This window comes from Rodentibacter mrazii, assembly GCF_001998825.1.
In the GTDB taxonomy this organism is placed as follows: domain Bacteria; phylum Pseudomonadota; class Gammaproteobacteria; order Enterobacterales; family Pasteurellaceae; genus Rodentibacter; species Rodentibacter mrazii.
On sequence record NZ_MLHG01000061.1, the window covers coordinates 1 to 22,566 of the forward strand.

The window sequence follows — 22,566 nt, forward strand, 5'->3', positions numbered from 1 at the left end:
ATATTTCCCTGTAATAAAAGATAAATAAGTTTAGACTTCCTAATATATTTCATTTCTACATCTAAACCCTAAGAAGATTATATAGACATAGCAGACAAGGAGTTGACCATAATTTTACGCTCCCATTTTGTCCACTATGCAAGTATTTCTCTCCCCTAAAGGAGTTTAGCATAACCGAGGGTAACTTGTTACCCTCGGCATTAAAAACGCCCATAACAGCTAATCCATCACATAAACCACTTCAATCCCATCAATCTAGGTTTGTCCATAGTATTTTCCCGTAATCAAAATTTTTTATAGTCATCCTTAATATACAAAAGATTATCGGTTTCGTGGATATTTTCAGGAATTTAAAAGGCAACTTGAATATATAAAATTTCATCAGACTTTTGAGCAATAAAGTCAATTTCTTTGCTATCAAGTTTACCGACATCAACAGTGTACTCTCATTTTAATAATTCAATGAAAAAATCGCCATTTTCTCAAACTTGCACTCTATCCGATTTCCGCTATCATACTCCACCTGATTTTCTATTTATTGTTTAACGATGAACAAACTTAAACGACTTTTCCTTTTGGCTACGCTCTTCGCTCTCTTTGCCTGCACGACGCAACCACCGAAGAAGCCCGTTAAAACCCGTTTCTTAAAAGAAAACATCACCCAAGCAGAACTCAATAATCCCACTGCTTATAAACGCTATTACTATATTTGTCAAAATATCGAAACTCAATCTACTTCTTATTTAACAACCTATTTCCCGCTTTCAAGAGAGAGTCGTTTGAAAGAGAATTTTGGGATTTATTTTCAGTTAGATGGGGGCAAGGCAGTACCGTTTGATCATATTGAGAACCGAGCGTTAAATACACGCGGTTCGAGATTTGAGGTCATTTACCGTTCCTATCAGCCGATTGAGGGGAGCGTTGTGGATTTGGTCGCGCGCCAGTATAGTTCCACTTATTATAAAAACGATCAAGGCACACAGGTACGTTGGCTGACTTGTAAAGAAGATTAAAGCATCTAGTGGCTGATTTTCCAAATCGAAACCCGCTTCCGATTATCCTCAATATCTAAGAAGTTGGGAGCATCGTTCCAACTTCTCTACGCCAAACATCTCTTTTTTAGCAGAATCAAATTCGGCACGCACGCTAAACCCTTTCGCAAGATTTTCCGCATTTAACACCGCTTGCGTTTCACCGCTGGCGAGTATTTTTCCTTTATCAAGCAAAATCACTTCATCACAAAATTTATACGCCAGTGATAAATGATGGATTGCCACCACGCATGTCTGTTTGGGGGTGAGGGATTTAAGTTGTTCCATTATGTCGATCTGATAATAAGGATCGAGCGGGGCGATCGGTTCATCGGCAAGCAGTAATGGCGCATTTTTAATACAGCAACGTGCTAGTTGTACACGGGCTTTTTCACCGCCTGAAAGTTGCTGAAAGGGTTTATCCAATAAGTCAGAAACAGAAAATCTGTCTGAAATTGACCGCACTTTTTCCTGCTCTTTAGCACGGTTAAGAGAATAAGGTAAACCTAAGGCAATCACTTCGTAGGCAGAGAGATCCCATTGAATCGCGGTATTTTGCGCTAAATACGCCAACTGTTCACTTTTTTGGCGGGCGGTCATTTCACTTAATTTGCACGCATTTAGCCAAATTTCACCGCTTGCAAGGGGTAAGATGCCTGCCAAACTTTTCAATAGCGTGGATTTCCCCGCGCCGTTTGCGCCCATTATGCCGACGAATTTTCCCCGTGGGATATGGCAGCTGACATTGGTTAAACCGTAGGGCTGGCTGACATTTTCAACCTTAATCACGAGCAAGCCTCCGTTGTTGCGTGAGTAAAATCCAAATCAGCACGGGCGCACCAATCATAGCGGTGAGCGTGCCGATGTAAATATGGGAAAACGGCGGCAAATATTGCACGCAGAGATCCGCCACCAAAAGTAATAGCGCACCGATTAAGGCGCTGGTTAAATAGAGTTGGGACGGACGTTTTTTGAGTAACATTCGGGCGAAATGCGGGGCGATTAAGCCAATAAATCCGATTGTGCCCGTTTGCGGAATGGTCGCGCCGACGAGTAATGCAACCCCTAGCGCGGTGAGAAAAAAGCTGCGTTTGGGGCTGATGCCCATTGTGGCGGCGGTTTCTTCGCCAAAGGTGAGAAAATCCACATAGCGGCGTTGCTGAAACAGGCAAAAAATGCCGAGCAATAGGATCGGAAGCGACCATAATAATGTCTCCGTTTTTGCCCAAGCCAGCGAGCCTTGCAGCCAACGATAAAGTTCCACTAATGCCCAAGGGCTTTGTGTGTTGGAAAGTAGTAGCGCGATGACCGACCCCAACAGCATATTGACCGCGACACCGCTTAAAATCATCACTGCTGATCCTTGTTTATGGGCGATAAAATAGACCAATGCAAAACTGGCTAATGCTCCTATCACGCCGCCGATTAGTAGCAAAGTGGCGGGGAGCGAAAAATAATAGAGCAGAAAAACGCTAGCGGTGGTTGCGCCGTTAGCACTGCCGAGCAAACCAGGGCTGGCAAGGGGATTTTGAAATACGCCCTGCATGGCGTTTCCGGCTAATGCCAAACTTGCCCCTGTGATGACCGCCAGTAAAATACGTGGCAGGCGAATGTCCCATATCACCAAGGTGCGCATATCGCTGATCATCCCGTCTGCGTTGCGTAATGCGCTGAAATGATGAAGTTGGTAATTGAGAGCCAACACCACAATCAATATTAAAAGTATGAACAATAATAGGTTAAGATATTTTTTCATTTAAAGTGCGGTTATTTTTATTGACGTTTATGGGCGAATATCAATTTCAGCATTGTGTATCACGGCATTAAATAGTTCATCAATTTCCTCATTAGTTACGGCAATACAGCCATCCGTCCAATCTTTGCGTAAATGTTGGCGACCAATATCAAAGGATCTATTGGGTAATCCGTGAATTTTTATTAATCCGCCGGGCGATTTTCCTTGAGATTGGGCATAGGCTTTATCGGTGGAATTGGGGTATGAAATGCCTAAATTTTTGTGATAACGACTGTTTGGATTACGTTCATTAATACGATAAACGCCCTCCGGTGTTTTTTTATCTCCTTCAAATTGCTTATGCCCTATCGGCGATTTACCAAGGGAAATCGGGTAAATTTTCACAAGTTTATCTTGATGATATGCCCACATTTGCCGTTCACTTTTCATCACAACTAATCGGGTAATTGGCGTATTTTCGGGTAACGGCTGCGTATTTAAAACCTGTGGATTCGCTTCTTTTTCGCCTTTTAAAATACTGTCGGGCATTGGCTTTAGCATTAAAAACGCCACACCACCAATAATCACAACGAATAACAGTGCAATGGGTATTATTTTCTTCATTTTCACTAGCCTTATAAGGTTTTATTTTGGTTATAAATCAGTTCCGCCCCCTGCCACACGCCGTGATCGAAACAGTAGGTGTATTTCATTGGGATACGAAAGTGCGGTCGATTTTTAAAATGTTTTTGTAAAACGGGATGATTAAGTAACGCCGCTTGTTGGTTATAACTTTGTTTGTCTGAAATTTCAATCAGCACATTTGGTTGGGAAAGCAACATTTTTTCGAGAGAAAAATTTTGTGCCGTAAGTGGCATTTTCAGTGGCGTTAATCCAAGCAAGTTAAGTAACGTAGAATATTGTGGAAAATCACTCTCTGCTACACCTGTATCCGAAAGTATTAAGGTGTCGGTAACAGATTGATTTAACTTAAAATTCTTTAACTGTAATGTTTTTACCAAATGCGCTGCATGAATTTCATTACCGGTGATTTTACCCAGTTTCAATATTAACGCAAAAAGTTCATCGGGTGTTTGCGGGGTATCGTTAAGGGGGATAATATTTGCTCCCAGTTTTTTCAAATCCTGTACAAGCTGAGGATAAAATGTTTCGTTGATAAGTATAGTTTTGTCTAAATAAGGTAATAAAGTGGCGAGCTGAGGCTCAAGGGCGGGCTTATCAGTATTCACTTTGTCTAACATCATCAACGGGTTTTTAGAGTAGGCGGACATTGCTGCGATTTGCTCCGGGTGGGCAATGTCCAGTAACAGGCGATCGCTACACAGGGTCAAGGAGACAAACTGTTCTGCCCGTGCTGTTGCCATCACAAAAAAAAGGGCAGTTGAACAAACAAAAAATTTAAACATAGCATACCAATTTTGATACTTAATCAACGGCGACATTATTCATAAACAACCGTTTTTATTTCATAACACGTAAACTTTTCGAGCAGGATCGCAAAAGTGCGGTTGATTTCTTGTTTATTTTCATGGAAATAGAAAAAATATTGGCGTTGATTTTATCAACATTTTCATCATTAACAAGGAAACACTATGAAATTAATTAAAACCTTAATTCGCACACTCCTTTTAGGAAGTGCATTAATTAGTGCAAGCTCATTTGCAGAAGAAAAAACTATGGAGCCTACGGCTACACAAACCGAGATTACCGAAAATGCGCTCTCAAAAAATGTAGGCGATAAACTCAATATCAATACGGCAACGGCAAGTGAAATTCAAAAATTCTTAACCGGTATTGGGGCGAAAAAAGCGGAAGCAATCGTGCAATATCGTGAAAAATACGGTAATTTCACCACTGCCGATCAACTGCTTGAAGTGCAGGGAATTGGCAAAGCAACCCTTGAAAAAAATCGTGATCGCTTAACTTTTTAAATATTGAAATATGAAAAGGTCGCAGATGAGCGACCTTTTACTATCCAAATAGATTATTTACTGTAATTCACACAAATAATCTGTGCTGCATTATAAAGCGTGGTTTTGGGTGTTAAACGAATGCTATATTTCTCTTGTTTTTTCGGTGCAGCACGTAGCCCCTCGCCCCAAAACTCATCATAAAAATCGGTGCGTACTTGTGTTAGGAGATAATTTTTACAATTTAAAATTTTATATTGGCGAACAGAACGCGCATAGCGTTTCGATTCTTTTGGGTAAACATATAAACCTTGGTCTAAATTAATTACTGCGTCAAAATGCACTTCTTTAGGTTCTTCGTTATCAACCCAAATAGAATCCGTATCTATGTAATAAGTCACATCTTTAACCAAACGCACATATCCCTGGCGATCTTGCGTTGGCGGTGTCAGCTTAACATTCTGAAGCGCTGTGTTTTGTTGCGAGTGGATATAACAAGCGGTCAGTAACAGAATAGGAAAGGCCAAAATCAGTTTTTTCATCATTTCCTCCTTAGATTTAATGAGTTGATCTTCAATTAGAATTTAACAGTATGTCCGTAACCCTCTAAAATTGATTTAATATGTTCCAATGATTCACGTGTCGGCGGCATTACATCTTCAAGCTCATAATCAAAACCGAGTGTTTTCCATTTATGCGCCCCAAGACGGTGATAAGGCAATAACTCAACCTTTTCAATATTTTCCATTCCCTCAATAAATTGTCCAAGCAGATGGACATCATGATCACTGTCTGTATAACCCGGGACTACCACATAGCGAATCCAGGTTCTTTGATTACGTTTTTGTAAATATTTAGCAAATTCCAGCGTTCGTTTATTAGGCACACCGATCAAATTTTGGTGAACTTGATCATTTAGTTCCTTCAAATCAAGTAAAACAAGATCGGTAACATCCAAGAGTTCATCAATAACGGGATCATAATGACGGACAAAACCATTGGTATCAAGACAAGTATTAATTCCCTCTTTTTTACAAGCACGAAACCAGTCCCGTACAAATTCCGCCTGAAGAATCGCCTCGCCACCTGATGCCGTCACACCGCCCCCCGTTGCATTCATAAAATGACGATAACTCACCACTTCTTTCATTAACTCGTCAACACTCATTTCTCTACCGCCATCCAAATCCCAAGTATCTCGGTTGTGACAATATTTGCAACGCATAAGACAACCTTGCATAAATAAAATAAAACGAATACCCGGACCGTCCACCGTACCACAAGACTCAAATGAATGAATTCTTCCTAAAACAGACATAATAAACCCACAATTAAAAATATAGCTAAATTTTATCAGAATATACAATAATAAAAAATGAGCCTGATTTCACTCAGGCTCACTATTTCGATATTTCCGCTAAAGTGCGGTCAATTTTTTCAAAATTTTACATGGTTTCCGTAAAGGTACGAGTAATCACGTCTTGTTGTTGCTCTTTAGTCAAAGAGTTAAAACGCACCGCATAGCCTGATACACGAATGGTTAATTGTGGATATTTATCCGGATTTTCCATTGCATCTAACAACATTTCACGGTTCAACACATTAACATTTAAGTGTTGGCCGCCTTCAACGGTTGCTTCATGATGGAAATAACCATCCATCAAACCTGCAAGGTTACGACGTTGTGCTTCTGCATCTTTACCTAACGCATTCGGTACGATTGAGAAAGTGTAAGAAATCCCATCTTTTGCATAAGCAAATGGAAGTTTAGCTACAGATGTTAATGAGGCTACCGCGCCCTTTTGGTCACGACCGTGCATTGGGTTTGCCCCAGGTCCAAATGGCGCACCGGCACGGCGGCCATCCGGCGTATTACCTGTTTTCTTACCATATACCACGTTAGAGGTGATAGTCAGTACGGACTGAGTAGGTACTGCATTGCGATAAGTTTTGAGTTTTTGAATTTTCTTCATAAAGCGTTCAACCAAATCACACGCAATGTCATCTACACGGTTATCGTTGTTACCATATTGTGGATATTCGCCTTCGATTTCAAAATCAATTGCTACGTTAGAAGCAACAACATTCCCTTCTTTATCTTTAATGTCGCCACGGATTGGTTTTACTTTGGCATATTTAATTGCAGAAAGTGAATCCGCCGCCACAGAAAGACCTGCAATACCACATGCCATTGTGCGATATACATCACGATCATGTAATGCCATTAATGCCGCTTCATATGAATATTTATCATGCATATAGTGGATAATGTTTAGCGCAGTCACATATTGTTTTGCTAACCAATCCATAAAACTATCCATACGGGTCATTACCGTATCAAAATCTAATACTTCATCTGTAATCGGTGCAGTTTTAGGTCCAACTTGCATACCTAATTTTTCATCAACACCACCATTGATTGCATATAGCAAGGTTTTTGCTAAGTTCGCACGAGCCCCGAAGAATTGCATTTGTTTACCGACAATCATCGGTGATACGCAACATGCGATTGCATAATCATCGTTATTGAAATCAGGACGCATTAAATCATCGTTTTCATACTGAACGGATGAAGTATCAATAGAAACTTTTGCACAGAAACGTTTGAAGTTTTCCGGTAATTGTTCAGACCAAAGAATAGTAAGATTTGGTTCCGGAGAAGTTCCCATATTATAAAGGGTATGTAAAATACGGAAGGTATTTTTGGTCACTAATGTACGACCATCCAATCCCATACCGGCGATGGTCTCTGTTGCCCACATTGGGTCACCGGAGAATAATTGATCGTATTCAGGCGTACGTAAGAAACGTACCATACGTAGTTTCATCACTAAGTGATCAACTAATTCTTGTGCTTCCCCTTCAGTGATTTTGCCTGCTTTTAAGTCACGTTCAATGTAAATATCGATGAAAGTAGCAGTACGACCAAATGACATTGCCGCGCCATTTTGAGATTTAATTGCTGCTAAATAAGCAAAATACATCCATTGAATTGCTTCTTGTGCATTCGTTGCCGGATTAGAAATATCATAGCCATAACTTGCCGCCATTTGTTTCATTTGAGCAAGTGCGCGGTGTTGTTCTGCGATTTCTTCACGTAAACGAATAGTTGCTTCAAGATCAACACCATTTTCAAGATTTTCTTGTAGAGATGAGAATTGGGCATATTTATCTTTCATTAAGAAATCAACACCGTACAGTGCAACGCGACGATAATCCCCAATGATACGACCACGACCATAAGCATCTGGTAAACCGGTTAATACACCAGATTTACGGCAACGTAAAATATCCGGAGTATAAACATCAAACACACCTTGGTTATGGGTTTTACGATATTCAGTGAAGATTTTTTTCACTTCTGGATCAAGTTCACGCCCATAAACTTTACATGAGCCTTCTACCATTTTGATACCACCAAATGGCATGATCGCACGTTTTAAAGGTGCATCGGTCTGAAGACCAACGATTTTTTCTAAATCTTTGTTGATATAACCCGGTGCGTGAGAAATGATCGTTGATGGTGTATGTTCATCAAAGTCCAATGGTGCATGCGTACGGTTTTCAATTTTAATCCCTTCCATAACCGTTTCCCAAAGCTTAGTTGTCGCTTCGGTCGGCCCGGCTAAGAAAGAATCGTCACCTTCATATGGTGTATAGTTTTTTTGAATAAAATCACGTACATTGACATTTTCTTGCCAATCACCGCCTGTAAAACCAGCCCAAGCAACTTTTTGTGCATCATTAAGTTCTGACATAGTCATTTCCTTTGTTAATTATTAAAAATAAACCCTTTCAATTCATTAATAGTTAATGAGATTTTGTTAAGTAACGTTGAAATAAGGCAACGCAAACTGCACCGCCTACAATATTACCCAGCGTTACCGGTATTAAATTCTTTACAATAAAATTGTAGACATTTAAATCAGCATATTTGTTCGCTTCAATGCCTAATTGTAGCCAAAATTCAGGACTACTATAATGTGCGGTCATAATTCCCATGGGAATCATAAACATATTCGCCACACAGTGTTCAAAACCTGATGCCACAAATAAGGCAATCGGCAAAATCATAATAAATGCCTTATCTACAACGGTCTTTCCCGAATAAGATAACCAAACGGCTAAACACACCATGATGTTACATAAAATGCCTAAATTAAATGCTTCAAACCAAGTATGGTGAATCTTATGTTGTGCCGTATTAAGAATTGTTAAGCCCCATTGTCCATTTGCCGCCATCGTTTGACCGCCAAACCAAATAAGCGCAACAATAATTAAACCACCGACAAAATTACCCAAATATACGGCAATCCAGTTGCGAATCATTTGCCCTGTCGTAATCTTCCCACCAACCCGTGCTATAAATGTGAGTGTTGATGAAGTAAAAAGTTCAGATCCTAACAACACCACCATAATCACACCAATAGAAAATACTAAACCACCAACTAATTTAGTCATTCCCCATGGCGCACCTGCAGATGCAGTTTGTGTCGTTGTATAAAAAACAAATGCCAATGCAATACATGCACCAGCATTAATACCGGACATAAAAGAAAGAAATGGACGTTTTTTCGCTTTATAAACAGCGGCACTTTCGGCGAAATCGGTCGCTTCAACAGGCGTTAATGCTAGCGTGGAGGAGTTTTTAACATCTGACATAAAATACCTAAATATGATGATTTCTTTTTAGTACTACAATCATGGGTATTCTACTCTCTTAGGTATGCTTTGCAAGAGACACGCCATGTTATCTAAACAAAATTTGATATTTTGCAAGTTTTGTTAAGTTTTTCTAATTTTGATAACAAAAAAGGCTTGGAAAATCCAAGCCTTATATTCTTCTTTATTTGCGAAATTATTCGCCCAAACGCTCTTTAATACGAGCAGATTTACCTGAACGCTCACGTAAGTAGTAAAGTTTCGCTTTACGCACCGCACCTTTACGTTTAACAGTGATGGAATCTACTACCGGAGAGTGAGTTTGGAATACACGCTCAACACCCACACCGTTTGATACTTTACGTAAAGTAAATGCAGAGTGCAAGCCACGGTTACGAATCGCAATAACCACGCCTTCGAATGCTTGCAAGCGACGTTTACTTCCTTCTACTACCCATACTTTAACTTCTAAAGTGTCACCCGGGCGGAAGCTAGGTACGTTTTGTTTTAATTGTTCTTGTTCAAGTTGTTTAATAATGTTAGACATTTTTTGATCCTTAATTGATCTAATGATCCTAGAATTAACTGAGTTTACTGTTATTTTCCGTTTTCACTTCTTTTAACAGCTTACATTGTTCGTCAGTCAGAGCTAGGCCTTCCAATAGCTCAGGGCGACGGAGCCACGTTCTCTCAAGCGATTGTTTTAACCGCCATTTGCGAATTTCTTCGTGATTCCCCGACATCAGCACAGGTGGAACGGTGAGACCTTCTAAAACTTCCGGTCTAGTGTAATGTGGACAATCCAACAAACCACCGACAAAAGAATCTTCTTCTGCGGAAGCCTGTTTGCCTAATACACCGGGAATAAACCGCGCAACGGCATCAATTAATGTCATTGCCGGCAATTCACCTCCGGTTAAAACGTAATCACCGATTGACCATTCTTCATCAATTTCAGTTTGAATCAATCGTTCATCAATCCCTTCATACCGCCCGCACACTAAAACCAATTTTTGATTCTGTGCCAGCTCTACGACACCGGATTGATCGAGTTTACGTCCTTGTGGTGAAAGGTAAATCACCTTTGCACTACCTCCCGCAACCGCTTTTGCTGCGTGAATAGCATCCCGTAAAGGCTGCACCATCATTAGCATTCCCGGCCCGCCACCATAGGGGCGATCATCGACCGTTTTATGCTTATCTCGTGTAAAATCACGAGGATTCCAGCATTGCACTTGCAAGAGATTTTGTTTTACGGCTCTACCGGTTACCCCAAATTCCGTAATCGCTTTAAACATTTCGGGGAATAACGTAATTATTCCGATCTGCATAATTCAGCCTTACTTTGTTTAAAACTGACGACATTACGTTCGAGCATACCTGAGATTAGAAACCAGCGTCCCAATCCACTTCAATAGTTTTTGTGGTGAGATCGACTCTTTTAACTACTTGTTCATACAAAAACGGAATTAACCGCTCTTGCTTTCCAAAAGCATCTTTGCTATTGGCTTTGACGACCAGTACATCATTTGAACCGGTTTCCATCATTTCAGTGACCGTTCCCATCGTATAGCCTTGAAGATTGACTACTGAACAACCGATTAAGTCATGCCAGTAATAATCGCCTTCTTCCAATTCAGGAAATACGGAGAGAGCCACACCAATTTCAACATTTGCTAAAACTTGGGCTGCTTCACGATCATCCGTACCTTTTAGCTTTACAATCAGCTCGTGATTATGATGACGCCAATTTTCAAGCTCTGTTGGCTGCCATTCACCTTTGATTTTTAAAAACCAAGGTTGATAATCAAAAATGCTTTCAGCATATTCGGTTGATGAATAAATACGTAACCACCCACGGATACCATAGGTTGAGCCTAATTTGCCCACAACTTCAATACGTTGTTGTTCCATATTCTTCACCTATCTCTACTCAAAAGCGAATTAAGCGGCTTTTTGAGCTTCTTTTACCAAACACGCAACGCGATCAGATAATGACGCACCTTGACCTACCCAGTGAATTACACGGTCTAAGTCAATACGAAGACGTTCAGCATTACCTTGTGCAATCGGATTGAAGAAACCTACACGCTCAATGAAACGACCGTCACGAGGTGAACGGCTGTCAGCGACTACGATTTGATAAAAAGGGCGTTTTTTAGCTCCGCCACGAGATAAACGAATGGTTACCATAACCTTCCTCTAATTATTTGATTACTAAAAGAATATTTCTAAGCTCGAAAGTCACTTAAAAATATAGCTTACTTTTTTCTCTGTATATATAGACAAAAAGCCTGAGGATTTTACACTTTTTGAACAAAAAGGCAAGCTAAAACAGCGTTGGGAAAAGAGGAAATTTTGCAGACAAAATGACCGCACTTTAATGAAAAGCGCGGTCAATTTATTCAATGTTTTTAAAAATAGAAATTAATAAACTCCTTGTGCCAACATCGCGTCAGCCACTTTCACAAATCCGGCAACATTTGCCCCCACCACATAATTGATGTTATCTTGACCTTCTACTGTACCGTATTTTTTACAGTTTGCATGAATATCTAACATAATGTGGTGTAATTTGGCATCCACTTCTTCCGCTGTCCAATATAGGCGTTGTGAGCTTTGTGCCATTTCTAAACCGGACGTTGCGACTCCGCCGGCATTAGCGGCTTTACCCGGTCCGAATAACACACCAGCATCTAAAAATGCATCCGTTGCCTCAATGGAAGTCGGCATATTTGCGCCTTCTGCCACTAATTTCACACCGTTTGCAATCAAGGCTTTTGCATCGGCAATTTCAAGTTCGTTTTGGGTAGCACAAGGAAGAGCTATATCCACTTTCACTTCCCAAGGGCGTTTACCTTCCACATATTGCAAACCAAACTGTGCTGCATAATCTTTTACACGACCGCGTTTAACATTTTTAATCTCTAAAAGTGCGGCTAATTTTTCGGAAGTAAACCCTTCATGGTCATACACATAACCGGAAGAATCCGAACAGGTCACCACTTTTGCACCTAATGCTAAAGCTTTTTCGATAGCATATTGCGCCACATTTCCCGAACCAGAAACAGAAACCACTTTCCCCGCAAAACTATCCCCTTTTTCGGCTAGCATGGCTTGTGCAAAATAAACCAATCCGTAGCCTGTCGCTTCCGGACGAATTAAACTCCCTCCGAAAGATAAGCCTCGACCGGTGAAAACACAGGCGGATTGATTCGATAATTTTTTCATATAACCGGCAAGGTAGCCCACTTCACGACCGCCCACACCGATATCACCGGCTGGCACATCCGTATCAGCCCCGATATGACGATATAATTCCGCCATTAATGCCTGACAGAAACGCATCACTTCTGCATCAGATTTCCCTTTAGGATCAAAATCCGATCCGCCTTTGCCTCCCCCCATTGGTAAGGTAGTTAGCGCATTTTTGAAAATTTGTTCAAAGCCTAAAAATTTTAAGATTGAAAGATTCACAGAAGGATGGAAACGCATACCACCTTTGTAAGGTCCAATCGCACTATTAAACTGTACGCGGAACGCACGATTAACTTGGACTTGACCTTTATCATCCGTCCAAGCTACACGGAATTGAAATGCACGCTCCGGTTCGACTAAACGTTCTAATAAGGCTTCAGAACGATACTTTGGATTGGCTTCCAAAAACGGCCAAATAGAAGTGAAAACCTCACGAACTGCTTGTAAAAATTCAGGCTGATGGCTGTCACGCTGTGCGACTTTTGCCAAAAACCCGTCTAAAGATGAGACTGTTGACATACGATGTTTCCTTCTTAATTTTTTGATGTTTGTGTGTTTGTTTTATTATGAGCAACCGTTTTCGAACGGTTAGAAAACAATATGCAATGACTCATTTAACATTGCAATGATTTTTTTAAGGAAAAAATGAATAAAAAAGAAAAAACGAGAAAATATCTAATATTTTCTCGTTTCCATTAAATAAAATTTAATTTTCATGATGAAGATCACATTTCACATGAAAAACTATTTATTTTTGTTTTCCAAATACAACCATTCTGCCACCTGTTTGGCAAAATAAGTTAAAATCCCGTCTGCTCCCGCACGTTTAAAGCAAAGAAGGGATTCCATAATACATTCTTTTTCTTTTAGCCAACCATTTTGAATTGCCGCCATATGCATGGCATATTCACCGGAAACTTGATAAGCAAAAGTCGGTACGCCAAAATGTTTTTTCACACGATAAACCATATCCAAGTAAGGCATTCCCGGTTTTACCATCACCATATCCGCCCCTTCCTGCAAATCAAGCGCCACTTCTTGCAAACCCTCATCACCATTTGCCGGATCAAGTTGATAGGTTTTCTTATCACCACCTTTCAGATTACCGGAAGAACCGACAGCATCACGGAAAGGCCCATAATAATTTGAGGCATATTTTGCGGAATACGCCATAATTTGTGTATTGATAAAACCTTTTTCTTCTAACGCTTGACGAATACGCCCGATACGCCCGTCCATCATATCACTTGGTGCAACAATATCAGCCCCAGCCTCCGCATGAGAAAGTGCTTGTTTTATTAAAACATTTGTTGTGATGTCGTTTAACACGTAACCTTCCTCATCAATAATGCCGTCTTGCCCATGAATAGTATAAGGATCAAGTGCCACATCTGTTAGCACACCTAATTCCGGATGCGCCGCTTTTAAGGCTTTTACGGCACGCTGCACCAAACCGTTCGGATTATAGGCTTCTTCTGCCATTAAGGTTTTCTTGTTTTGTTCAATCACAGGAAAAAGCGAAATCACCGGCACACCGTATTTCACCAAAAGTTCGGCTTCAACCAATAATTGATCAATGGTTAAACGTTCCACGCCCGGCATAGAAGGAACCGCTTCACGATAATTTTCACCTTCTAAAATAAACACCGGATAAATTAAATCATCCGCTGTAAGTTTGTTTTCAGCGACCAAGCGGCGACTGAAATCATGTTTACGTAAACGGCGTAAACGACGGGTTGGAAATCCTGTAAAAATTTGTTGGGTCATATTGTTATCCTTTTACTGACTATTTATGACGAGAAAGGGGGCAATGCCCCCATTTGTTATTCTGTTTTTTCTTCTGAATTTTTAACCGCACTTTCTTCAGTTTCATCTTTTGGTTGATAGAAACGAGCGACAAGCAAACCAAGTTCAAACAATAACCACATTGGCACAGCAAGTAATGTTTGAGAAAACACATCAGGCGGTGTAAGAATCATCCCGATAAAAAATGCGGCGACAATAATATAAGGGCGTTTTTCTGCAAGGGCTTTTACTGTCGTGACACCTGTCCAACAAAGTAAAATAATCGCAATCGGCACTTCAAAACATACTCCAAAGGCAAGGAATAAGGCCAAGGCAAAATCAAGGTAGCTACTAATGTCCGTTGCAATCGCCACACCTTCCGGGGCGGTTTGCGTGAAGAAACCGAAAACAAAGGGAAACACCACATAATAGGCAAAGGCTACACCACAGTAAAATAAAATCGTACTGGAAAATAGTAACGGATAAATCATTCGCTTTTCATGTTGATATAACGCAGGGGCAACAAATGCCCAAATTTGATAAAGCAAATAAGGTACCGAAATAAACACGGAAACAATTGCCGTCAATTTAATCGGTGTGAAAAAAGGGGTTTGAATATTCGTTGCTATCATCGTTGCCCCTTTCGGCATCACCTCTGTTAAGGGAGAAGCAACGAAATGATAAATATCATTAGAAAAATACACCAAACCAACAAAGATCACCGTAATACAAATCACACAACGCAATAAGCGGTTTCTTAATTCGACGAGATGGGTAATAAGGGGTTGAGATTCATCCACGTGATTCATAAAAACTCTCTATGATTGGGATTTTGGAGCCGGGGCGACATCCATTTCATCCGGTGGATAATAATCAGACAAGCGCTCGGTTAATTCAGCTTGTTCATGGGGTTCAAGTGCGGTCAGATCTGAAGGCGTTTTTTCATCGGTTTCTACGTTTTCATTCTTTGTTAACATATCGCTTGAAACCGTATTTTCGTCCGGCTTAATATTTTCAGCCGCACTTTTAAGCTCTTTGATCTGTTCTTCCACCGTTGTCCCCGCTGCTGCGGCTTTTGATTCTAACTCGGCGCGCATTTTATCTGCCTGAGCCTTTAATTCTTCAACAGTTTTGCTTAGCTCAGGGGAAAGGGTTTGCAAATTCAGGGATTCCGCTTTCTTAATGCTATCCTGTAATTCTTGTAATTTCAGTTCTTGTTTTAATTCATTTTGAACATTGGCGGCTAACCCACGAATGGTCTTCACCCAACCCATCACGGTTCTGATTGCGACCGGCAAACGTTTAGGACCTAGCACCACTAAGCCTACAATCATTAATAAAACAAGTTCGGAAAAACCAATATCAAACACGGGTTATGCCTGTTCTTTCTCTTTTGTTGCTTCAGTTTTCGCCGTTTCGCTGTTGTTATCTATGGATTTAAATTCTGCATCTTTGGCTTTTGGCTCATCATCTTGCATTGCCTTTTTGAAACCTTTTACCGCAGCACCAAGATCAGAACCCGCATTTCTCAATTTTTTCGTACCAAAAACCAACAAAATCACCACTAACAAGATAATCATTTGTGCCGGAGATAAACCAAACATAATAAGAAACTCCCTTCTTCTAAGAATAAAAAATTTGGGCTGAATATACCCTTTTTGACCTCATTGAACAATAGCCAAAGCGAATTATTTTCTCACGCACAATGGAAAGTGCGGTGAATTTTATGGGAGAATTAAAAGTTGGAAGAATGACAAAAATTGCTATAATCAGCGCTCATTTTCATAAGGAAAGATAAATATGCATTCAATTTCTTATTGGCAACGCTTAAAAGTTGCTTTTCAATATGTGATTCCTCAACTTTACTTAACCCAATTTGCCGGCTGGTTTGCAAAGCAAAAATGGGGCAAAGTCACACATCTCGCCATAAAAGCCTTTGCGAAAAAATACAACATTGATATGAGTATTGCGCAAAAAGAACAATTTAATGAATATGAAAGTTTCAACGAGTTTTTTATTCGTCCGTTAAAAGACAACGCCCGCCCAATTAACCAAAATCCGACCGCACTTTGCCTGCCGGCAGACGGTAGAATCAGTGAATGTGGTCATATTGACGATAACCGTTTATTACAAGCCAAAGGGCATTTTTTCCGTTTAGAGGATTTATTGGCGGAAGATAAAGAATTAGTGACAGCCTTTAAAAATGGCGAGTTTGCCACCACTTATCTTTCACCAAGAGATTATCACCGCGTGCATATGCCTTGCGATGGTACACTCCGTAAAATGATTTATGTTCCCGGCGATTTATTTTCGGTCAATCCGTTTTTAGCCCAACACGTGCCGAATTTATTCGCCCGTAACGAGCGGGTGATTTGTGTGTTTGATACGGAATTTGGCACGATGGTACAAATTTTAGTCGGCGCCACTATCACGGCAAGTATTGGGACGACTTGGGCGGGGGTGATTAATCCACCACGTCATAATGAAGTGAAAACTTGGACTTATGAAGGTGAAAGTGCGGTGAAACTCACCAAAGGTCAAGAAATGGGTTGGTTCCAACTTGGCTCTACCGTGATCAATTTATTCCAAGAAAATCAAGTAAGATTGGCAGATCATCTCAGTGTCGGCGAGCCGGTTCGTATGGGTGAAATTTTGGCATACAAAAAGTAATTTTTAACAAAGGAAAACAGCATGAATTTTGAACAAATCAAACTAGAAAGTCTTTCTGAAAAAGGCAGTTATGGTATCGGTTTACAAATCGGTCAACAATTATTAGACAGCCAAATGGAGATTGCCATTGAAGCAGTAGCAAAAGGAATTTTCGATGCAATTAATCACAATCAACCTGCATTGGATATCAATGAATTAATGCTTTCCGTACAACAGCTTCAACAACAAGCGGCACAAGCACAACAGGCTAAATTCAAAGTAATTGAGGAAGAAGGCAAGGGCTTTTTAGCGGAAAATGCCAAAAAAGCCGGAGTAACCGTAACTGACAGCGGTCTTCAATATGAAATCATCACGGAAGGTACGGGTGCGAAACCGTCAGCCACCGATAAAGTGCGTGTTCATTACACAGGCACATTACCAAACGGCACTGTATTTGACAGTTCCGTATCACGTGGTCAGCCTGCGGAATTTCCGGTAAACGGTGTAATTCGTGGTTGGGTGGAAGCATTACAGATGATGCCTGTGGGTTCTAAATGGAAATTGACTATCCCACACGAGCTAGCCTATGGTGAACGTGGTGCAGGTGCTTCTATCCCGCCATTCTCTCCATTAGTGTTTGAAGTAGAATTATTGGATATTCTTTAATTTCAAAGATAAAAAAGAGCGGTTGATTTTCAGTTTGAATTTCAACCGCTCTTTGTTTTCCCTAACTTATTATTTTCTCGATTTTCTTGATTTTTTAGATTTCTTATACTGTTTCTCTACTTTTTTATATCCTGCCGAATAGCCCTTATCCCAAGCCTCACGCTGTGCAGAAGTTGTACCACCGCAAAACTGAATTCTTTGACTAAGTTGATTTTCCCGATAAGTGGAAAAATCCTTGCCTACGCGATAACCATCCAAATACCAATCGTCTATATCTTGACAAGCAATAGTATTTAAACGCTTTATGTGTCCGTTAACGGAAATAGGCGATCTTGATGATAATATCTCCTCCTGTGTTTGTACACACGCAGTTAACGTTAAAATTATTATACTTAAAATAAGTTTTTTCATTCACCTTTCCTATAAATCACATTATTCTTACAAAATAATCATATCATCACGATGAAGTGCAACCGCGCCATATTCATAGCCTAAAATCGCTTCAATTTCTTGAGATTTTTTTCCCTTGATTAACAATAACGCATCACTGTTATAGCGTGGCATACCAAGTGCAATATTTTTGCCTGCCTGATTGCGAATTTTCACGACCTCACCACGGGAAAAGCGTCCTTCCACCGCCACAATTCCAGCAGGCAAAAGCGATTTATTTTGCACAAGCATGGCTTGCTCTGCACCATCATCAATGGTGACCACACCGGCTGAAGGCGCAGCAAATAACCATTGCTTACGACTTTCTAAACGATCTGTATGATGGGCGGTGAACTTCGTGCCAATATCCTGTTCGTGAGCCAAATCCATAATGACATTTGAACGATTACCCGGCGCAATAATCGTTTCAATACCGGAACGTGTTGCCACATCTGCCGCGATGATTTTCGTACTCATCCCCCCTGTGCCAAGATTCGTACCGCTGCCACCGGCTATAGAGCGAATATGATCGGTGATTTTATCCACCACCGGAATGAGTTTTGCATTAGGATTTTTGCGCGGATCACTATCAAATAATCCTTGTTGATCTGTTAAAAGATAAAGTTGTTCCGCTTGCACCAAAATTGCCACCAACGCAGACAAATTATCGTTATCCCCGACTTTAATTTCCGCCGTTGCCACCGCATCATTTTCGTTAATCACGGGGATAATTTGATTATCCAATAACGCATGTAACGTATCACGGGCATTAAGAAAACGCTCGCGATCTTCAATATCCGCACGGGTCAATAAAATCTGCCCGATATGAATATCGTAAATCGCAAATAATTTTTCCCACGCCTGAATAAGTTGGCTTTGCCCGACTGCTGCCAATAATTGTTTGGAAGCAATGGTCGAAGGCAGCGTAGGATGATTCAAATAATGGCGACCGGCGGCAATCGCACCGGAGGTCACAATCACAATACGAAATCCCTCATGATGAAGTTGTGCAATTTGTCTCACAATTTCCATCATATGTGGCGAATTTAATTTCGGTGAACCTTGAGTTAAGGTGCTCGTACCAAATTTAACAACAATGGTTTTCTTGTTCATTTTTTCTCTATTTTAGTCTCGAAAAATGGCGTTTACGTTATCACTAAATTTGTTAAAAAGCATTAACTTTATGCGGTGCTGTGATATATTGCTCAGCAATTCAACAAGGAGTTTTTATGACATTCAGTTTAATTGTTGCCACCACGCTCAATAGCGTAATTGGCAAAGATAACCAAATGCCTTGGCACCTGCCGGCCGATCTTGCTTGGTTTAGAAAAAATACCACAGGGAAACCGATTATTATGGGGCGTAAAACTTTTGAAAGTATTGGTCGTCCTCTACCAAAACGGGTCAATATCGTATTGTCTCGTCAGCCTTATGAATATGAAGGAATAGTTTGGAAAAACAGCCTTGAAAGTGCGGTTGATTTTGTCAAAGATTCTGAAGAAATTATGCTGATTGGCGGCGGTGAACTCTTTAAACAATATTTACCCCAAGCTGATAAACTCTATTTAACCCAAATTCAAGCAGAAATTGAGGGCGATACCTTTTTCCCCAACTTAAATTGGGCTGAATGGCATATTGAATTTGAAGAATACCGAGAGAAAGACGAGAACAACCCTTACGATTGTCGGTTTTTGATTTTAGTGAGAAAGTAAAAAAGTGCGGTCATTTTTAACCGCACTTTTTGTATTTGGAATTTATTGTCTTGCGACAACTTTGCCATCGGCATAATCCACGGTAACAACGCTGCTTGGGAGCAATTTACCAGAAAGAATTTGTTGTGCCAGCGGATTTTCGATCTCTTGCTGAATCGCTCGTTTTAACGGACGTGCACCGTAAATAGGGTCATAGCCTACTTCACCAATGAAATCAATGAGTGCTTCGCTGAATACAATTTCGTAACCACGGCTTTCCATACGTTTTGCCAAGCGTTCTAATTGAATGCTTGCAATGGCACGGATATTTTCTTTCGCCAACGGGTGGAACACCACGGTTTCATCAATACGGTTGATAAATTCCGGACGGAAATGTTGCCCCACAACCGACATCACTCGATTTTTCATTTCCTCATAGCCTTCGCCTTGATGTTCCTGAATTAAATGGGAACCCAAGTTTGAGGTCATAATCACTACCGTATTACGGAAATCCACCGTTCTGCCTTGACCGTCTGTTAAACGCCCGTCATCCAACACTTGTAACAAAATATTGAATACATCGGCATGCGCTTTCTCGACTTCATCAAGTAAAATCACAGAATAAGGACGACGACGAACCGCCTCCGTTAAATAACCGCCTTCTTCATAGCCCACATAACCCGGAGGGGCACCAACTAAACGGGAAACGCTGTGTTTTTCCATAAACTCCGACATATCAATACGCACCATGGCATCATCACTGTCAAAGAGGAATTTTGCCAAAGTTTTACACAATTCCGTTTTCCCTACACCGGTCGGCCCTAAGAATAAGAAAGAACCAATCGGGCGGTTTGGATCAGACAGCCCTGCACGGCTACGGCGAATGGCATTGGCAACGGCATCCACCGCTTCGTTCTGACCAATCACACGTTTGTGCAATTCTTCTTCCATCCGCAACAGTTTTTCTTTTTCACCCTCCATCATTTTAGATACCGGAATCCCTGTGGCTTTGGAAAGCACTTCCGCAATTTCTTCATCGGTCACACGATAACGCAATAAGCTCATTTCTTTGCCTTCGCTGGTTTCGGCTTGAGCAAGTTGTTTTTCCAATTCAGGAATGCGACCGTATTGTAGTTCCGACATTTTACTTAAATCACCGGCACGGCGTGCTTGCTCCATTTCGGTTTTCGCCGCATCCAGTGCTTGTTTAATATGCTGTGAACCCGAAAGAGCGGCTTTTTCAGATTTCCATACTTCCTCTAATTCCGCATATTCACGTTCTTTATCGGCAAGTTCTTTTTCTAAGGTTTCCAAACGTTTACGGCTCGCCTCATCTTCTTCTTTTTTCAGTGCTTGTTGCTCCAATTTTAATTGGATAATGCGACGTTCAAGACGATCAAGCGGTTCCGGTTTGGAGTCAATTTCCATACGAATACTGGATGCCGCCTCGTCAATTAAATCAATGGCTTTATCCGGCAATTGGCGATCGGAAATATAACGATGTGAAAGGGTCGCCGCCGCCACAATCGCCGGGTCGGTAATATCCACATGGTGGTGAATCTCATAGCGTTCTTTTAAACCACGTAAAATGGCGATAGTATCTTCTACGCTTGGTTCGTCCACAAACACTTTTTGGAAACGACGCTCCAATGCCGCATCTTTTTCAATATATTGACGATATTCATCCAGGGTTGTCGCCCCTACACAGTGCAATTCCCCCCGTGCCAAACTTGGTTTTAACAAGTTACCGGCATCCATTGCACCATCTGTTTTACCGGCGCCAACCATGGTGTGAATTTCATCAATAAATAGAATGACTCTGCCTTCTTCTTTTACTAATTCATTCAATACCGCTTTCAAGCGTTCCTCAAACTCACCACGATATTTTGCGCCCGCAATCAACGCGCCCATATCTAAAGAAAGAACACGTTTATTTTTCAATCCTTCCGGCACTTCCCCATTGACAATACGCTGTGCCAAGCCTTCTACAATGGCTGTTTTTCCCACACCCGGTTCACCAATTAAAACCGGGTTATTTTTCGTGCGGCGTTGTAAAACTTGAATGGTTCGACGGATTTCTTCATCACGTCCGATCACCGGATCAAGTTTGCCGCTTTCTGCCCGTTTGGTTAAATCAATGGTATATTTTTCAAGAGCTTGTCTGCTTTCTTCTGCATTCTGATCGTTCACGCTTTGTCCTCCACGAATTTGTTGAATCGCTTGTGCAATTTGTTCTTTTTTCGCCCCGCACTTGGTTAAAATGTCTTTTAATGAACCGCGTTCTTCCAGTGCAGCAAGCAAAAACAATTCGCTTGAAATAAATTTATCCTGTCTTTGTTGGGCGAGTTTATCGCATAAATTCAATAAGTTAAGTAATTGACGGGAAATTTGCACATCGCCACCATTGCCGGAAACTTGCGGTAACTTGTTAAGCTCACTATTTAATTCATTACGCAATAAAGCAACGTTTACCCCACTTGCGGTTAAAATCGGCGCACCCGAGCCGTCTTGTTGGTTTAAAAGTGCGGTCAATAAATGCACCGGTTCGATAAACTGGTTATCTTTGCCAAGAGCAAGCGACTGTGCCTCACTCAAGGCTTGTTGGAATTTTGTGGTAAATTTGTCTATATTCATTTCTCTTTTCCCTATTAATTTACATTCAATTTGGCTTTCGCCGTTCACACAGGGTAAGTAAGATCATTTGAGATGATTTCAAGGGGAAAAATGAA

Annotated in this window: 25 protein-coding genes and 1 pseudogene; 5 read left to right on the top strand and 21 right to left on the bottom strand. The window is 40.8% G+C overall.

The annotated features are described in order from the left end of the window. Positions 1-255: 255 nt before the first annotated feature. Positions 256-443, bottom strand: a pseudogene (locus tag BKK47_RS12830) (hypothetical protein); the annotation flags it as partial. A 105-nt stretch (positions 444-548) separates the two neighbouring features. On the opposite strand from BKK47_RS12830, the gene BKK47_RS09180 reads away from it, so the two are divergent. Continuing rightward, a complete protein-coding gene (locus tag BKK47_RS09180; protein ID WP_077494556.1) occupies positions 549-1,013 on the top strand; it encodes a hypothetical protein in 465 nt (154 codons plus the stop codon). A 48-nt stretch (positions 1,014-1,061) separates the two neighbouring features. Here the strand turns inward: BKK47_RS09180 and BKK47_RS09185 are convergent, their stop codons facing one another. Genes BKK47_RS09185 through BKK47_RS09200 form a run of 4 tightly spaced genes read right to left on the bottom strand, consistent with a single transcriptional unit; the run spans position 1,062 to position 4,193 of the window. Next, positions 1,062-1,820 carry an ABC transporter ATP-binding protein gene (locus BKK47_RS09185; protein WP_077494557.1) on the bottom strand — a complete coding sequence of 253 codons (759 nt, stop codon included), beginning with the start codon at positions 1,818-1,820 and terminating at the stop codon, positions 1,062-1,064. After that, positions 1,813-2,787 carry a FecCD family ABC transporter permease gene (locus BKK47_RS09190; protein ID WP_077494558.1) on the bottom strand — a complete coding sequence of 325 codons (975 nt, stop codon included), beginning with the start codon at positions 2,785-2,787 and terminating at the stop codon, positions 1,813-1,815. Before BKK47_RS09190 ends, BKK47_RS09185 begins: the two co-directional genes overlap by 8 nt. 27 nt (positions 2,788-2,814) lie before the next feature. Continuing rightward, entirely contained in the window at positions 2,815-3,390 is a 576-nt protein-coding gene (locus BKK47_RS09195) for a L,D-transpeptidase family protein (protein WP_077494559.1), read from the bottom strand. Positions 3,391-3,401: 11 nt separating this feature from the next. After that, positions 3,402-4,193, bottom strand: a complete 792-nt coding sequence (locus tag BKK47_RS09200) for a TroA family protein (RefSeq protein ID WP_077494560.1) — start codon at positions 4,191-4,193, stop codon at positions 3,402-3,404. Between the two features lie 186 nt (positions 4,194-4,379). Between BKK47_RS09200 and BKK47_RS09205 the strand changes: the two genes are divergently transcribed. Further along, positions 4,380-4,718: a helix-hairpin-helix domain-containing protein gene (locus BKK47_RS09205; RefSeq protein WP_077494561.1), complete on the top strand. Its 339-nt coding sequence runs from the start codon at positions 4,380-4,382 to the stop codon at positions 4,716-4,718. 53 nt (positions 4,719-4,771) lie between these two features. On the opposite strand, the gene BKK47_RS09210 is transcribed toward BKK47_RS09205, so the two are convergent. The 13 genes from BKK47_RS09210 to tatA all read right to left on the bottom strand — a co-directional run bounded on the left by BKK47_RS09210 (position 4,772) and on the right by tatA (position 16,006). Then, a complete protein-coding gene (locus BKK47_RS09210) occupies positions 4,772-5,239 on the bottom strand; it encodes a surface-adhesin E family protein (RefSeq protein ID WP_077494562.1) in 468 nt (155 codons plus the stop codon). 35 nt (positions 5,240-5,274) lie between these two features. Next, positions 5,275-6,015, bottom strand: a complete 741-nt coding sequence (gene pflA / locus BKK47_RS09215) for a pyruvate formate lyase 1-activating protein (RefSeq protein WP_077494563.1) — start codon at positions 6,013-6,015, stop codon at positions 5,275-5,277. Positions 6,016-6,142: 127 nt separating this feature from the next. Next, positions 6,143-8,455: a formate C-acetyltransferase gene (gene pflB / locus BKK47_RS09220; RefSeq protein ID WP_077494564.1), complete on the bottom strand. Its 2,313-nt coding sequence runs from the start codon at positions 8,453-8,455 to the stop codon at positions 6,143-6,145. A gap of 52 nt (positions 8,456-8,507) precedes the next feature. Then, on the bottom strand, positions 8,508-9,359 hold the full coding sequence (gene focA, locus BKK47_RS09225) for a formate transporter FocA (protein WP_077494565.1): 852 nt from the start codon (positions 9,357-9,359) through the stop codon (positions 8,508-8,510). Between the two features lie 196 nt (positions 9,360-9,555). After that, on the bottom strand, positions 9,556-9,906 hold the full coding sequence (rplS, locus tag BKK47_RS09230) for a 50S ribosomal protein L19 (protein ID WP_049358025.1): 351 nt from the start codon (positions 9,904-9,906) through the stop codon (positions 9,556-9,558). A gap of 34 nt (positions 9,907-9,940) precedes the next feature. Beyond that, a complete protein-coding gene (gene trmD, locus BKK47_RS09235) occupies positions 9,941-10,690 on the bottom strand; it encodes a tRNA (guanosine(37)-N1)-methyltransferase TrmD (RefSeq protein ID WP_077494566.1) in 750 nt (249 codons plus the stop codon). 55 nt (positions 10,691-10,745) lie between these two features. After that, positions 10,746-11,273: a ribosome maturation factor RimM gene (gene rimM / locus BKK47_RS09240; RefSeq protein ID WP_077494567.1), complete on the bottom strand. Its 528-nt coding sequence runs from the start codon at positions 11,271-11,273 to the stop codon at positions 10,746-10,748. Positions 11,274-11,303: 30 nt separating this feature from the next. After that, positions 11,304-11,552 (bottom strand): 30S ribosomal protein S16, encoded by a 249-nt coding sequence (gene rpsP, locus BKK47_RS09245; protein ID WP_077494568.1) that lies wholly within the window; start codon positions 11,550-11,552, stop codon positions 11,304-11,306. 234 nt (positions 11,553-11,786) lie between these two features. Next, the gene (gene gdhA, locus BKK47_RS09250; RefSeq protein ID WP_077494569.1) at positions 11,787-13,136 is read right to left on the bottom strand and encodes an NADP-specific glutamate dehydrogenase; all 1,350 of its coding nucleotides are present in this window, start codon (positions 13,134-13,136) and stop codon (positions 11,787-11,789) included. 225 nt (positions 13,137-13,361) lie between these two features. Beyond that, positions 13,362-14,384, bottom strand: coding sequence for a porphobilinogen synthase (gene hemB / locus BKK47_RS09255; protein ID WP_077494570.1), 1,023 nt, complete (start codon positions 14,382-14,384; stop codon positions 13,362-13,364). Between the two features lie 56 nt (positions 14,385-14,440). Continuing rightward, positions 14,441-15,211 (bottom strand): twin-arginine translocase subunit TatC, encoded by a 771-nt coding sequence (tatC, locus tag BKK47_RS09260; RefSeq protein ID WP_077494571.1) that lies wholly within the window; start codon positions 15,209-15,211, stop codon positions 14,441-14,443. Between the two features lie 9 nt (positions 15,212-15,220). Beyond that, positions 15,221-15,772, bottom strand: a complete 552-nt coding sequence (gene tatB / locus BKK47_RS09265) for a Sec-independent protein translocase protein TatB (protein WP_077494572.1) — start codon at positions 15,770-15,772, stop codon at positions 15,221-15,223. 3 nt (positions 15,773-15,775) lie between these two features. Beyond that, positions 15,776-16,006: a twin-arginine translocase TatA/TatE family subunit gene (gene tatA, locus BKK47_RS09270; RefSeq protein ID WP_077494573.1), complete on the bottom strand. Its 231-nt coding sequence runs from the start codon at positions 16,004-16,006 to the stop codon at positions 15,776-15,778. A gap of 196 nt (positions 16,007-16,202) precedes the next feature. Here tatA and asd point away from each other — a divergent pair, with 196 nt between their 5' ends. Both asd and bamJ read left to right on the top strand, forming a co-directional pair. Further along, positions 16,203-17,072 (top strand): archaetidylserine decarboxylase, encoded by an 870-nt coding sequence (gene asd / locus BKK47_RS09275; RefSeq protein ID WP_077494574.1) that lies wholly within the window; start codon positions 16,203-16,205, stop codon positions 17,070-17,072. A 21-nt stretch (positions 17,073-17,093) separates the two neighbouring features. Then, positions 17,094-17,717: a BamJ family beta-barrel-assembly machinery protein gene (gene bamJ / locus BKK47_RS09280; RefSeq protein WP_077494575.1), complete on the top strand. Its 624-nt coding sequence runs from the start codon at positions 17,094-17,096 to the stop codon at positions 17,715-17,717. Between the two features lie 69 nt (positions 17,718-17,786). Here bamJ and BKK47_RS09285 read toward each other — a convergent pair whose 3' ends face one another. Together BKK47_RS09285 and proB are read right to left on the bottom strand one after the other, a co-directional pair. Further along, positions 17,787-18,128 (bottom strand): hypothetical protein, encoded by a 342-nt coding sequence (locus BKK47_RS09285; protein WP_077494576.1) that lies wholly within the window; start codon positions 18,126-18,128, stop codon positions 17,787-17,789. Between the two features lie 27 nt (positions 18,129-18,155). After that, entirely contained in the window at positions 18,156-19,259 is a 1,104-nt protein-coding gene (gene proB / locus BKK47_RS09290) for a glutamate 5-kinase (protein WP_077494577.1), read from the bottom strand. Positions 19,260-19,375: 116 nt separating this feature from the next. Here proB and folA point away from each other — a divergent pair, with 116 nt between their 5' ends. Further along, positions 19,376-19,858, top strand: a complete 483-nt coding sequence (gene folA / locus BKK47_RS09295) for a type 3 dihydrofolate reductase (RefSeq protein ID WP_077494578.1) — start codon at positions 19,376-19,378, stop codon at positions 19,856-19,858. A 42-nt stretch (positions 19,859-19,900) separates the two neighbouring features. Here the strand turns inward: folA and clpB are convergent, their stop codons facing one another. Then, positions 19,901-22,471, bottom strand: a complete 2,571-nt coding sequence (gene clpB / locus BKK47_RS09300) for an ATP-dependent chaperone ClpB (protein WP_077494579.1) — start codon at positions 22,469-22,471, stop codon at positions 19,901-19,903. Positions 22,472-22,566: the final 95 nt, after the last annotated feature.